General features: G+C 47.9%; 8 protein-coding genes. 4 read left to right on the top strand and 4 right to left on the bottom strand.

Translation table 11 applies throughout. The features are described 5' to 3' along the window. The first annotated feature begins 128 nt into the window (after positions 1-128). Positions 129-2,984, top strand: a complete 2,856-nt coding sequence (locus OP864_RS11830; RefSeq protein ID WP_270098381.1) for a carboxypeptidase regulatory-like domain-containing protein — start codon at positions 129-131, stop codon at positions 2,982-2,984. Between the two features lie 187 nt (positions 2,985-3,171). Next, positions 3,172-5,211, top strand: coding sequence for a DUF5689 domain-containing protein (locus OP864_RS11825; RefSeq protein ID WP_270098379.1), 2,040 nt, complete (start codon positions 3,172-3,174; stop codon positions 5,209-5,211). A gap of 238 nt (positions 5,212-5,449) precedes the next feature. Here OP864_RS11825 and OP864_RS11820 read toward each other — a convergent pair whose 3' ends face one another. The 4 genes from OP864_RS11820 to folP form a co-directional block, all read right to left on the bottom strand. After that, complete coding sequence (locus OP864_RS11820; protein WP_270098378.1) at positions 5,450-6,571, bottom strand: hypothetical protein; 1,122 nt, start codon at positions 6,569-6,571, stop codon at positions 5,450-5,452. A gap of 79 nt (positions 6,572-6,650) precedes the next feature. Further along, entirely contained in the window at positions 6,651-9,554 is a 2,904-nt protein-coding gene (locus OP864_RS11815; RefSeq protein ID WP_270098377.1) for a hypothetical protein, read from the bottom strand. 497 nt (positions 9,555-10,051) lie between these two features. After that, the gene (locus tag OP864_RS11810; RefSeq protein WP_270098376.1) at positions 10,052-10,654 is read right to left on the bottom strand and encodes a MiaE family protein; all 603 of its coding nucleotides are present in this window, start codon (positions 10,652-10,654) and stop codon (positions 10,052-10,054) included. A 3-nt stretch (positions 10,655-10,657) separates the two neighbouring features. Then, the gene (folP, locus tag OP864_RS11805) at positions 10,658-11,512 is read right to left on the bottom strand and encodes a dihydropteroate synthase (RefSeq protein WP_270098375.1); all 855 of its coding nucleotides are present in this window, start codon (positions 11,510-11,512) and stop codon (positions 10,658-10,660) included. Positions 11,513-11,702: 190 nt separating this feature from the next. Between folP and OP864_RS11800 the strand changes: the two genes are divergently transcribed. After that, on the top strand, positions 11,703-12,149 hold the full coding sequence (locus tag OP864_RS11800) for a cytochrome B (RefSeq protein ID WP_270098374.1): 447 nt from the start codon (positions 11,703-11,705) through the stop codon (positions 12,147-12,149). A gap of 404 nt (positions 12,150-12,553) precedes the next feature. Next, on the top strand, positions 12,554-13,495 hold the full coding sequence (gene trxB / locus OP864_RS11795) for a thioredoxin-disulfide reductase (RefSeq protein WP_270098373.1): 942 nt from the start codon (positions 12,554-12,556) through the stop codon (positions 13,493-13,495). Positions 13,496-13,615: the final 120 nt, after the last annotated feature.

The raw sequence follows: 13,615 nt of genomic DNA, 5'->3' as shown, positions 1-13,615 counted from the left end.
CGGTGGGCTCTCTCTTATTTGTGCTAACTTTGCCCCCGAAAAGGAGGGGCTAGCTTTTGCTTGCATCGATTTGCCAAGGGTAAAGGTTGGTCTTCATTTTACTATTAAAATAGCACAGTATTCTGCTTATGAAACAGTTAACCACATTATTCGCCTTGCTTTTGCTCTTAGGGCAGACGGTTTGGGCACAATCTGGGGCGGGGCTAAAAGGCTCGCTTAAGGATAGTGACAACCGGCCTGTAGATGGAGTTGCCTTAAGTGTAGATGGCCAAGAAGCAGCCAGTTCTTCTAATGAAGAGGGCTACTTTGAGCTATCTGGACTGTCGGCAGGTAGCCACACCCTTATTTTTAGCAAAGCAGGTTGGAACACCTACCGCCTAGATGTAAACCTTACTGAAGGAACCAAAGATCTAGGGACAATCATCATGGTCCAAGAAGGAGGCATTGATATGTTTTCTAGTGAGGACCTCATTCCCACTGTTAGCCTTTCGGACCAAGACGTTTCTGGGGGCTCTGGTGCTGGAGGCTCTAATGTCTCTGGTCTATTGACTTCTTCTAGAGATGTATTTTATAGTACTGCCGCTTTTGCATTTAGCCCCTTGCGTTTCCGTATTCGTGGCTATGATTCTGAGCACTCTACGGTTTATATCAATGGATTGCCCATGAATTCTCCCGAGAACGGCTTTGCCACTTGGAGCCTTTGGGGTGGATTGAATGACGCTATGCGCAACCGTAGCAATACCGTTGGTTTGGCCCCTACTGATTATACCTTTGGTGGAATTGGTGGCGCTACTCAAATTGATATGCGTGCCTCTACACAATGGAAGCAACTTCGCGTGGGTTTAGCTGCTTCTAACCGCTCTTACCGCGTTCGTCCTATGTTTATCTACTCTACTGGCCTGATGCCTAACGGCTGGGCCTTTTCTGTAAGTGGATCTTTGCGTTTGGCCGAACAAGGACAGGTAGACGGTTCTTATTATAATGCAGGTTCTTACTATGCCGCTGCCGAAAAGCGCATTGGTAAAAAGCATGCCATCAACCTTTCTATTTTTGGCGCACCCAGAGCCCGAGGTAAAAATGCCCCCGTTACTGCTGAAATGCAAGAAATTGCCCGCGAAGCCAACGACGATGATGGCTATTTTTACAACCCTTACTGGGGCTGGCAAACCCAAGAGGATGGCAGCCGGGTAAAGCGTAACTCTCGCTACTCTTATACCCATATTCCCGTTATTATGCTTACGCATGACTGGAAAATCACGCCTTCTTCTAAATTGACCACTAGCTTCGGCTATCAGTTTGGACAAAACGGAAGCACGGCCCTCAACTGGTACAACTCTTCTGACCCTCGTCCAGAATACTACCGCAAATGGCCTAGCTATTTTGATAATACCGACCAAGCTACTGCCGATGCCCTACGCGCACAGTATGTAGCCAACCCCGAGCAACTACAACTCGATTGGGATAACTTCTATGAAGTAAACCGTAATAGCTACGATGAGTCGATTTCTAGCACAGAAACTCGCGCAAAGTATATCGTTGAACAGCGTCGCTACGATGTGAAACAATTTAACTTCAATAGTATCTACCGCAATTTCCTCAACGAAAATGTGACCATCAATGCCGGCCTTAACGGTCAATATTATATTGGCCAAAACTTTAAGGTCCTAGACGATCTCCTTGGCGCCGATTATTATGTAGATGTAGACCAGTTTGCCCTACGTGACTCGGCCCAAAATGAAGATTTCTACCAAAATGACCTCGATAACCCCAATGCCGCTCTTACAGAAGGCGATCGCTTTGGCTACGACTATGAGTCGCATATCCAAAATGTTGCCGCTTGGGGACAAGGCCAATTCAAATATGGACAACTAGAGCTCTTCGGCGCTGCCGAACTTAGCTATACCCAGTTCTGGAGAGAAGGAAATATGCGCAATGGCCGCTTCCCCGACAACTCTCTAGGTAAAGGTGAAGTTTTCTCTGATTTCAACTACAACTTTAAGGCGGGTGCCACCTATAAACTAGATGGCCGCAACTTTTTCTTCCTCAACGGAAGCTATGGTACCAAAGCCCCCTATTTCCGCAACTCTTATGTTTCGGCTCGTACCCGCGACCAAATCGTTCCCGGCCTACAAAGCAAAACGATTTATGGCGTAGAAGGAGGTTACCTCCTCAAAGCACCTAAGGCCAAGGCTCGTATCTCTGGCTACTATACCGCTTTCCAAAACGAATTCTATAACCGTAGCTTCTTCTCTGATAACGCCTTTGCCGCCGATGACGGAAGCCTACAAAGCGGTTATGTAAACTTTGTTATGGATGGTATCAACCGCCGCCATATGGGCCTCGAACTAGCCGGAGAATATGAAGTACTTAGCGGCCTTAAACTAAGAGCTGTTGCCGCTGTTGGCGAAAATATCTACACCAGCCGCCCCAATATCTCGATCTACCTAGATAATGACCCCAATACTCAGGTGTCTAGCCGTACCGCCTACATGAAAAACGCTTATGTAGCCGGATCTCCCCAAATCGCAACTTCTTTTGCAATCAACTACCGCTCACCTAAATACTGGTTTGTGAACCTCAGCTTCAACTATATGGCCCGCAGCTTCGTCGATATTAACCCCGACCGCCGCACTTATGAAGCCGTTACCTACAGCGCCGACCCCACTTACCAACAACAGGCCGTTGTCCCCGACTCTGATCAGTGGAATGCCATTTTGGCCCAAGAAGAACTACCCGCCGCCTTTACCGTGGACCTTTTCGCAGGTAAGTCGCTTCGCCTAAAAACCAAAAAAGGCAAAACCTACTTCCTCTACTTTAACCTAGGGGTAAATAATATTTTGAACAACCGCAACATGGTTAGCGGTGGCTTTGAACAACTTCGTTACGACTTTGAAGAAAAAGATCCCGAGAAGTTCCCTACTCGTTACTTCTATAGCTACGGCATCAATTACTTCGCAAGTATTACTTACCGTCTACCTATGTAGATGAATCTTCATTTTTTCTGACTTTTATTTAGTTGGTTTTGGGGCCTCCCGCCTGCGGCGGGCGCTACGTTCCGCAGCTCGCTCTCTGCTCGGCCCTTCGGCAGCTCCGCTGCCTCGGTCTGGCCTGACGGCCACTGCTGCACATCGCTAGGCCAATGGCCGCCCGGATGCCCCCAAACCAGCCTCAATGACTTCTACTGAAAAATACCATATTATGAAAAGTATGTCTTATCGCATTTTTGCGCTTTTCTTGGGCCTCACGCTTTTTGGCCTCAATTTCCAAAGTTGTAAGAAAGACTTTGATGAGCCCCCCATCCGTGAGCTCCCTAGCCTTACTGGCAACACAACCGTAGCCCAGCTACAAGCTATGCACACGATCGGCGACCCCGCCGACTCTATCTCTGGCGATATCATCGTCGAGGCTATTGTCGTCTCTTCTGATGAAGCCGGTAACTTCTATAAGCAACTTATCGTTCAGGATGCTACCGGTGGTGTAGAAATCCGCGTAGAAATGAACAACCTCTACAACGACTACCCCGTTGGCCGCCAAGTTTGGATCAACTGTAATGGCCTCTACCTAGGCGATTTTGAAGGCAACTACCAATTGACCATCAACGCCAATGGCGACCGTATCCCCGAAGGCCTTTTGCCCGAGATTATCATCGCCGGTGAACGTGACCAACCCATCAACGCTCCTGTTGTGACTATCGCCGACATCAAAAGCAGCACGCAGTACCGCAACATGTTGGTCCAAATCGATGATGCCCAATTCGCTACTGCAGACGCTGGCCAACCCTATGCCGATGCAGCCGCTCAACAATCTGCTAACCGCACGATCGTAGACTGTAACGGGGAGTCTATCCTCCTTCGTAGCTCTGGCTACTCTGACTTCGTTGCAGAACTTACCCCTAGCGGAAAAGGTACTATCTTCGGTATCCACTCTAACTTTGGCTCTGATGCCCAACTTTATATCCGCGATACCGATGATATCAACTTCAATGATGCCCGCTGTAGCGTAACTGTTGGTGGTAACCTCATCGACTTGACGACCCTCCGCGCTGCTTATACCGGTAGCACTACGGTAGCTCCCGCCAACTCTAAGATCAATGTTTATGTGATCTCTGACCGCAATACAGATAACTTGGTAGACCAAAATATGGTCGTTACTGATGGTACCGCTGGTATCACTATCCGTTTCTCTTCTGCTCATAACTTCAATGAAGGAGACCAACTAGAAATTGGTATCGATGGCGCTACTTTGGATGAGTTTAACGGCTTGCTACAACTAGAAGGCGTAAATACCGCCAATGTAGGCATCTTGAGCAGCAATAACGCTGTTCCCGCTACTACTGTAACGCTTAGCGACTTGAATACCAATGCCGAAAATTATGAGTCTATGCTTGTCAAAGTAGTTAATGCTAGCCTTTCTGGTGGAGCTACTTACTCTGGCAACTTGATTATCGATGATGGTACCAGTACTATGGACCTCTTCACTCGCTTTGGTGCTACTTTCGCTAGCGATGCCGTTCCTTGCGGTACCCTAGAAGTAACCGCTATTGTTGGCCAATTTACTAGCTACCAACTTCAGTTGCGTAACCCCGCTAATGATGTGGTAGGCGGTACTACTTGTACTGCTGGTCCTGCCGACTTGACTACTATTGATAGCATCCGTATGCTTTATACGGGTAGCAATGTTACTGTAAATGCCAAAAAAGTAAGTGGTGTTGTTATCTCTGATGCAGCCAATGGCAATATCAATAACCAAAACTTGGTGATCCAAGATGGTACAGCAGGGATTACCCTTCGTTTTTCTAATGCCCACTCTTTCAACCTGGGTGACTCTGTAGAGGTGATCTTGAACAACGGTACAGTAAGCGAGTACAACGGCCTTCTTCAAGTAGATGGTTTGTTGACTACCAACGCTACACTTATCGCTTCTGGGGTAACTCCTGCTGTTCGCACAGCTACTGTTGCTCAGATTTTGGCCAATGCTGAAGACTGGGAATCTACTTTGGTCCAAATCACTGGCGCTACTATTGGCGGTGATGCTACCTATGGCTTCAATGATATTACTGATGCTTCTGGTACTATGGATTTCTATACTAGCAACGGCACAACCTTCAAAGGACAAACTGTTCCTACAGGTACCGTAAGTATTACTGGAATCTTGGGCCAATACAATACCGATTACCAAATCCTTATCCGTAGCACAGCTGATGTTCAGTAAGCTTTAGGATATTGATTATGATGAGAACTGCCCGCTAGCCAAAAGCTAGCGGGCAGTTTTTTTTGGCCCAAGGCCTTTTTTGCGTTCTACAGGGCGCGAAGCGCCCGCAGGCTGAGGGATAGATAGCAGTGGCCGAAGGCCAGACCTAGGCGGCAAAGCCGCCGCAGGGCCGAGCAGAGAGCGAGCTGCGACATAGCCCGACCCGCAGGCCCAAAGGGCCGTAGGGGCAGCCCCTCCCCTACTTCCTCAGTATCTCTAGCTCCTCCTCGGCCTTTTTGGGCCAAAGTCCCTTGCGCTCTACCCACCTCAACTGAATGGCTGGCCAAGGCGTTTGCGACAAATAAGTTTTGGCCCAAGCTCGTAAATAAGGCTTGTTGGAAAAGCTGGGTAAATCGTACTCCATGATGCTCCAATCATCTACAGATAGCCAGTATAGCCCCCCACTGCGATAGGCCGTTTTTAGGACCTTGAGCGGAATTTGTCGCTTGAGGCTGGGGGCATTAAATTGCTCCTCCGAAAAGCCCAAATGCAGCTCCGTAGAACAGGCCGAATACATGGAAAAAGACAGCGGATAGGGCCAGTAGCCCGTAGTTCGCTGGCTGGGAAGCAGGCCAAAAAGCAGGAAACTGAGGAGAAAAGCAGGCTGCTTGTAGGGCATAGATGCAGGCGTTTTTTGAGGAGCAAAAAGCAGGAGGGCCAAAAGCGGCATGCCCAAATTCCAAGGATAAACCACCCGATTCCAGTCGTCGAAAAAGAGGAAAAGCAAGATGCCCAAATGAAAGGGAATGAGCAACCATCGGCTATAGCGGGCCAATTTTGGGAAGAAAAAACTCAAGCCCAAAAGGGCCTCAAAAATGGCCAGGAGGTAGCCGCCCATGGGCCAATTGGCCCAGCTTTCGGTCCAATAAAAAATGCCCATCAGCCAAGGGAATACCTCTGTAGCAAAGAGCGGATTGATTTTGTGCAAGCCCGCCCAAAGGTAGCAGCAAGCCATAAAAAGCGCCAAAAGCTGCCGAACCAGCCCCTCTTTATCGCTTTGCCATTGGGCCCAGGCCAAGACCAAAAAGAAGAAAAAATACTGATAGCTCCAGGCTTGTAGCAGTTGTAAGTCGGCCAAAAACCCATAGGCCAAAAGGAGCGCTGTAGCCGATAAACTATAGCGGTTGGGGCGAAATACAACTGCTATCAGGGCCAAAACTAAGGCATAAAAATAGGGGGCGCCCAGGGGCAAGGGCAAAAGGCCCTGCATAGGAAAAAAACGTTGGCCCAAGCCCCAAGCAGGAGCCGAGAGCAGCAATTGAGCAAAAAACATCAGGCCACAAAGGCGGGCAATTAGGGAAAGGCGTTTGCTGTTAGGCATATAAAAAGAGTCAAAAAAGATCAAAAAAAGAGCCCGACATCCTCAGATAAATCGGGCTCTAAACTAGTTAAATCAGGCGCTATTTACCTTCTTCTAGTCGGCGTTCAGATTTAATTTTCTTAAGGGCATTCTCCTCATCTTCAATCTGTTTTCTCAAGAAGGCCAATTTATTTTCCTTCTCTTTAATTTCTGCCTGAATTTTATCCAGTTGCTCTTGGGTGGCTTTGCGTGCAGCTTCAATCTTCGCCATATTCTCCACCTCCACGGCCTTGAGGTTTTCGGCTAGTTTTTGTTTGGCGGCAAGATTATCGGCCTGAATGCTTTTGATTTCCTCTTCAGAGCGTTTTTTAGCCTCGGTAATTTTCTGGGCCGCATTTTCTTGGGCCTTGGCAATTTGCTCGGCATTGAGTTTCATGACTGCATTGAGCGAGTCTTGCAATTCTTGCTTTTTGGCTGCAGTTTCCTTTTTGGCCAAGGCAATTTCGCTAGCGCCTTTTTCCTTGGTATCGGCAATTTGGTTGGCTACATTCTCCTTCACCTTAAGTAGGCGTTCGGTTTCGGCTTTTTCGGCCAAAACGGTTTTGCTGCGAATCTCCTGAATGGCTTTGGCCGATTCTTCCTTAGTTTTTGCAATTTCAAAGGCGGCCGTTTCTTTGGTGGCGGCCACTTCGCTCAAAATCTTTTGGCGTTCGATAGCGGCTTTTTCCTTATCGGCGCGGATGGCCTCGGCTTGAGCCTCTCTATTTTCGGCAATTTTCTTCGCCTTTTCCTGATCAGAGGCAGCCATATCGGCATAGGCGGCCGCCTTTTCTGAAGCGACCTTTTTGCGCAATTCGGCAATCTCTTTTAGGGCTCTTTCTTGGGCCAAAAGGACCTCCTCGGCAGCAATTTCCTTGGTCTCTTTCATTTCGTCCTGAGACATACGGCTCACCTCATCGGCCTTGGCTCTAGCCGTAATGATATCAGATTGTACCTTTTCTTGAATTTCCTTTTGCTTTTTCACGGCTTCAGCCTGGGCTTTCTGTACCGCCTCGGCATATCTGGCCTTAGCGGCGGCGGCATCTTTGCTGGCCTGCTGTGCTTCTTTTTGAGCTTCGGCATCTGCTGCGGCAATTTGCTCGGCGGCCTTTTCTTTGGCCTGGGCAATTTCCTTAGCGGCAGCGGCCTTAATTTCAGCCTCTCTGGCTTTGGCGGCCTTAATTTGCTCCTGAATTTCTTTCTGGATGCGCTGAATTTCTTCTTCGGCCTTCACTTTGGCTGTGGCCACATCGGCTGCCAATTTGCGCTTCATGCTTTGGGCCTCTTCTCTAGCTTTGATCACCTCCTCATTGGTCAATTCCTTAGAGTTGGCAATTTCCGCTGCGGCTTTCTTTTTCGCCTCGGCTACCTCTTCGGCAGTTTGGGCTTTTTCTTTGGCTGCATCGGCTTTATCTTCTCTAATTTCCGACTTAATTCGGGCAATTTCATCAGCGGCAATTTTGCGTTCTTTCTCAATCTGAGCGGCAATGGCCTCTCTTTCTGTGGCCGCCTTTTCTAGGGCTGCCGCCACCGATTGGGCCGATTTCTCCTGAGCAGAGGCAATGTCTTCGGCGGCTTTGCGGCGCGCCTCCAAAACATCCATCTGAATCAATTCTTTTTCCTTGGCCGCTTTTTCTCTGGCTGCCGCAATGCTTTTGGCGGCCGCAATTTCGGCCTCGGCAATTTTCTCTGCAGCCGTCTTGCGAGACTGGTCTACATCCGCAGCGGTTAGGTTTTGTTGTTTTTTGGCCTTCTCTTTAGCCGCCGCAATTTCCGCTGCCATTTCTTCCTGAATGCTCTTGATTTTTTCATCAGAGGTTTCTTTGGCTAGCTCTACCTCAGCATCATACTGCGCCTTGGCCGATACGTACTGCTCTTTGGCACTTTTGATCCGCTCGGCAGCACTCTTTTGGGCCTCAGCTACTTTCTTGGCCTCATTGGCCTGAATCTCACTAATTTTAGCATCCGCCTTTTGCCGAACTTGCATGGCCTCCAACTGCGCTTTTTCAATCAAGCTGTTGGCGGTGGCCTGCGCATCCTCAATGGCTTTGCGCATAGCCTCTCTGGCCTTGGCAATCTCCTCCTGGGCCTTCTGACGCACTGCAACCACCTCTTCCGCAATGGCCGATTTTTCCTTAGAAGCATTCTCCCGAGCCGTAGCCAAAGAACGCTGAATACTCTCCCGAGCATCCGCCGCCTTCTGCTTTTCGTTCCGAATCGCTTCCTGCGTCAATTCTTTTTGTACGTTCAACTCATACTTCAATTTCTTAATCTCCTCATCCGAAAATTCTTCGCAAGGAGAAGATTGCGCCCGGGCAATCAATGCCGTAGAGTTGTTTTTCTTGGGGTCCTCCTTGGGCTTTTCACCCCCTCTAGAAGAGGCCACTGGCCCCGATTTCTTCGCCCCAGCAATGGTAACATTCACTTCTTTATAGGGCAAGAGGTCTTGGTTGATCACCTGCGTTAAGCAATAAGCCGTGTTTTTCAATTCCTCTTGGCGCGTACTCGAAACCGGACGAACATACATTTTACTCACGGTCATATCTACCAATCGAAGGGTCCGCACTTTATTCACCGCCAACCACTTGAGGTTTTCCATATTGAGCTGAATACTGTTTTGGTAGCCCTTGCGGTTCCCTACCTTAATCTGCTCCGCCGTCGAAATAAAGTCGTACAAACGCTTTTCCCCACTAGTCGAAATCAACATGATTTTAGTATTCCCCTTTTCCAAAGGATGCTCATCGGTAGAGGTTACTTCCAAAATAATCCCATCATCATCAACCTGCAAAACAAATTGATAACTCAAAGAGGTCTGACTATGAACAATAATAGATTTGGAGCGAATCTTTTGACGATCACTCATGCTTACTTTTTGGTCAAAAACGGTATTACAACCCTGCTGAGCAAAAAGCGAGGGGCCAGCCAATAGCATACAGCCCATCAATAAAAGTAGAATATGACGCATATAAATATATATTTTGGGGGAAATTAAAGGGATAAGTCTTTCACACCCTCATAAGTTACAGAAAAAAGGACAAAAGCCGCCGAGAAGCCCCTATTTTAAGAGTTCTCCTCCCTAAGGAGGCTATGCTTATTGTTTTTTTGGGGCTGCCCCTCGCCTATCGGCTCGGGTCGGGCTGTGTCGGGGCTCGCTGTTCGCTCGGCCCTGCAGGCAGGCAATGCCTGCCTTGGGTCTGCGGCTGCGCCGCCCCCCTATCCATCCCTCAGCCAGATTTAATCGCGCTGCTTTGGTCGTCTTTGCTATGATTTTTTGGCTAGGCCAGCTATTTTTTAAGGGCATAGCCTTCGCTATGACCGAGAAAAATAGGGCCGACTAGCGGGAAATTGCTGCAAACTATAAAAGTGAGTGCGTTTAAATTTGGCTATAGCCAGCCAGTCGCTACGCTCCTTTGCGGGCGCTGCGCGCCCTGTTCCATCCAAAGGGAGCAAGGCCTGCCCAAACTAGTGCATGCGGTCGGCCCGCACTTCCATACTAGCCAAAATCTCCGCCTCAAAAGCCAAACACTCTTTCCAACGAGCCATGCTCGTTTCTTCTCCACAATACTCTTTGGCCAAAGATAAAAAGAGCTTATAATGCCCCGCCTCAGCAACCATAAACCCATGGTAAAACTTACGCAGATGCTCTTCTTCTAATTGGGTGGCCAACAAACGAAAACGCTCACAACTTCGAGCCTCAATCATAGCACAAACCAAAAGCTTATCTAATAAGGCCGTTTCTGGACGCCCCCCTTTGCGCACAAAGGTAAACAACTTATTGACGTACTCGTCTTTGCGCTGCCGCCCCAACTTTAAGCCCCGCTTTTTGAGCTCTTTCAAAACCGAACGAAAATGGCCCCACTCTTCCGTAACAATGGGGGCGAGTTCAGCCACCAAGCGCTCGTAATCCGAATAACGCTGAATGAGCGAAATGCAGCTGGTCGCCGCCTTTTGCTCACAATAAGCATGATCGGTCAAAATATCTTCCAATTGCATGGCCGCCAAATCTACCCAACGTGGGTCGGTAGGTAGTTCTAGGCCCAAAACACGTTTAGTCGTTAGTTCCATAAACTAGTTTATCTTTAATTCTTCTTTTGCTTGCTGATAGGCCTGCCAAACTCCTATAGCCTGACGAGCCGCTTCTACATCATGTACCCGCAAAATGCGAGCCCCTTCTTCTAGGGCAAAAATATGCGCCGCAGTAGTAGCGGGCAAAACTTCCTGCGGTTGGCTATCCAAAAGTTTGTACAGCATAGATTTGCGAGAAACCCCCGCTAAAATAGGCAGTCCCAATTGCCGAAAAGCTTGCCCCCCCGCCAATAACTGGTAGTTCTGCCCCAGGCTTTTTCCAAAACCATAGCCAAGGTCCAATATAATATCTTTAACGCCCAACTGACGCAAGGCGCCCAGACGCTCCACAAAAAAGTCATAGACTTCTAAAACTACTGACTCATATTGGGGTTTATCTTGCATCGTTTCTGGCCGCCCCTGCATATGCATCAATACATAAGGCAATCCCAACTTGGCCACTATCGGCCAAAGTTTAGGGTCTATAGCCCCCGCCGATATATCATTGACCAAATGAATGCCCTCGGCCGCTGTAGCCTCTATAACTTCGGCCCAATAACTATCAATGCTGATCAATAAATCTGGAAACTCTTGCCGAATGCGCCTTAATGGCCCCAAAATTCGCTTTAACTCCTCCTCTGCAGAAACTGCCAGCGCCCCAGGCTTAGTCGATGCACCACCAATATCTAAAATGTCTAGCCCCTCTCCAATCATTCGCTCCACTTGCTCCAAATAAGCCTCTTCCCCCAAATAACGCCCGCCATCATAAAATGAATCTGGCGTTAGGTTGAGTATCCCCATAATCTTCGGAGAAGAGAGGTCCAAAAGTCGCCCCGCCGCATTAATCGTTGTTTGCATACTGCTTTTATACTTTAATGCGGCTAAAATAAGCCTTTTTTTTGAGAAACTAAGCCCCTAGGCCCTGCCGCTTATTTAGATAAAGTCTGATAAAAAACAGTTCTTTTTTTCCTTATATCAAGCCCCCTAATTACCTTTGAAGCCCCTTCTGACAAGGATCATTTTTTAATGTATAAATGCAACTAAACTTATGTTAAACGGACTACAACACGCTCACTCGGGCCTCCGCTGGCTAGTACTGATCTTTCTTTTACTCGCTATTGTGACCTCTTTCCAAAAATGGAAAGCCAATAAACAAGAGTACCTAAACAGCGATAAAAAACTACCGCTTTTTGCCCTCATTTTTACACATACACAGTTCCTCCTCGGACTCATTCTCTATTTTATGAGCCCTAAGGTGCAGTTTGTAGAAGGCATGATGAAAGATACTTATCTCCGCTTTTATGCCGTAGAGCATATTAGTATGATGGTCCTTGCTGTGGTGGCCATTACTATTGGCTATAGCCGAGCCAAACGCCTAGACGATGCCCCCGCTCGCTATAAAACGCAGTTTATGTTCTACCTTATCGGCCTGGTCCTTATGCTAGCCGGTATCCCTTGGCCTTTCCGTGAAGCCTTGGGCGCTGGATGGTTCTAAACCATTAAGCAAAAAATAAGACTACACCCAAAGGGGCAAAACTACAGTTTTGCCCCTTTTTCTATTTCAAAATATGCTAAGGCCGTATTTTGAACGCTACGCCCTTGCTTATCATTTCGCTTAGGGGAGTAGCTTGTAGAAATAATATGCGCTTAGATCCAGCCACGGGACCGTATTGCTCCGTCAGATTGGCTCCGTGGCAGCTGGGAGAGCAAGTAGAAGTTGGTCTAACAGCCCCTCTGACTAAGCATAATGGATAAAAAGCAGCCTCAAAAGGAAAAGACTTTATTTTAGGCTTAACAAACCCTAAGCGGTAAAACTTGTTTGCCTAACTGGAATTCAATACCTTTGTAGCAGGAATTTTTAATATAAATCTTATACCTACACATAATATATATATAGTTATGCCCAAAACAGTCAAATGTCTCATTATCGGTTCTGGTCCTGCAGGCTACACCGCTGCAATTTATGCTTCTAGAGCCAATATGGAGCCTGTACTTTATACAGGAAAAGAGCCAGGTGGTCAGCTGATGATCACAACAGATGTAGAAAACTTCCCGGGTTATCCCAAAGGCATCATGGGACCTGAAATGATGGAAGACTTCCGCAATCAGGCGGCCCGTTTTGGCACGGAGATCCACACCGGAGTCATGATTGACAAAGTAGACTTTTCTGGTCCTGTGCATAAGGCTTGGACCGAAGGTGGAGAAGAGATCCATGCTCATTCTGTAGTGATTGCCACGGGTGCTTCGGCCAAATGGCTGGGGCTAGATTCTGAAAAAAGGCTAATGAACAAAGGTGTTTCTGCCTGTGCGGTTTGTGATGGCTTTTTCTTCCGTGGACAAGAAGTCTCTGTAGTTGGTGGTGGAGATACTGCTGCTGAAGAGGCTCTTTATTTGTCTAAACTTTGTCCGAAGGTACACCTCTTTGTTCGTCGCGACGAGCTACGAGCCTCTAAGATTATGCAAGAGCGCATTGAGAAGGCCGAAAATGTAGAGGTGCACTGGAATACCGAGATCGAAGAGATTCTGGGCGATGATGGGGTCACTGGCGTTCGTCTCATCAACAATAAAACGAAAGAAAATAGCGAGCTCAGCCTAGGCGCTGTCTTTATTGCTATTGGCCACAAGCCCAATACAGACATCTTTAAGGAGTGGTTGCCCACAGATGAAACTGGCTACCTCATTGTAGATCAGCCGGGTACTTCTAAAACTAAGATTCCTGGTGTTTTTGTTAGTGGAGATGCTGCAGACAAAGTATATCGCCAGGCGATTACCGCCGCAGGTACTGGCTGTATGGCGGCCCTAGATGCCGAGCGCTACCTAGCCGAAGAAGGCATTATTTAAGCCCTAAAACAGGCAAAAAAGGCTGTCGAATTTCTCTTCGACAGCCTTTTTTTTGTTTGGCTAGGGCCCATTTTGGTCCAAAAGGTCGCCTAGCGCCATGCCGCTCTTGGCCTAGCGATG

Origin of the sequence: Saprospira grandis (assembly GCF_027594745.1) — a bacterium.
GTDB classification, from domain to species: Bacteria; Bacteroidota; Bacteroidia; order Chitinophagales; family Saprospiraceae; genus Saprospira; species Saprospira grandis.
The sequence above is the reverse complement of the archived record's forward strand: the minus strand, read 5'-3'. Positions and strand labels throughout refer to the sequence as shown.

Bases quoted from the DNA above. Each gene is read 5' to 3' on its own strand.
- trxB (WP_270098373.1), top strand. From the start codon at position 12,554: ATGCCCAAAACAGTCAAATGTCTCATTATCGGTTCTGGTCCTGCAGGC.
- OP864_RS11810 (WP_270098376.1), bottom strand. From the start codon at position 10,654: ATGGAACTAACGACTAAACGTGTTTTGGGCCTAGAACTACCTACCGAC.
- folP (WP_270098375.1), bottom strand. From the start codon at position 11,512: ATGCAAACAACGATTAATGCGGCGGGGCGACTTTTGGACCTCTCTTCT.
- OP864_RS11815 (WP_270098377.1), bottom strand. From the start codon at position 9,554: ATGCGTCATATTCTACTTTTATTGATGGGCTGTATGCTATTGGCTGGC.
- OP864_RS11825 (WP_270098379.1), top strand. From the start codon at position 3,172: ATGACTTCTACTGAAAAATACCATATTATGAAAAGTATGTCTTATCGC.
- OP864_RS11830 (WP_270098381.1), top strand. From the start codon at position 129: ATGAAACAGTTAACCACATTATTCGCCTTGCTTTTGCTCTTAGGGCAG.
- OP864_RS11800 (WP_270098374.1), top strand. From the start codon at position 11,703: ATGTTAAACGGACTACAACACGCTCACTCGGGCCTCCGCTGGCTAGTA.
- OP864_RS11820 (WP_270098378.1), bottom strand. From the start codon at position 6,571: ATGCCTAACAGCAAACGCCTTTCCCTAATTGCCCGCCTTTGTGGCCTG.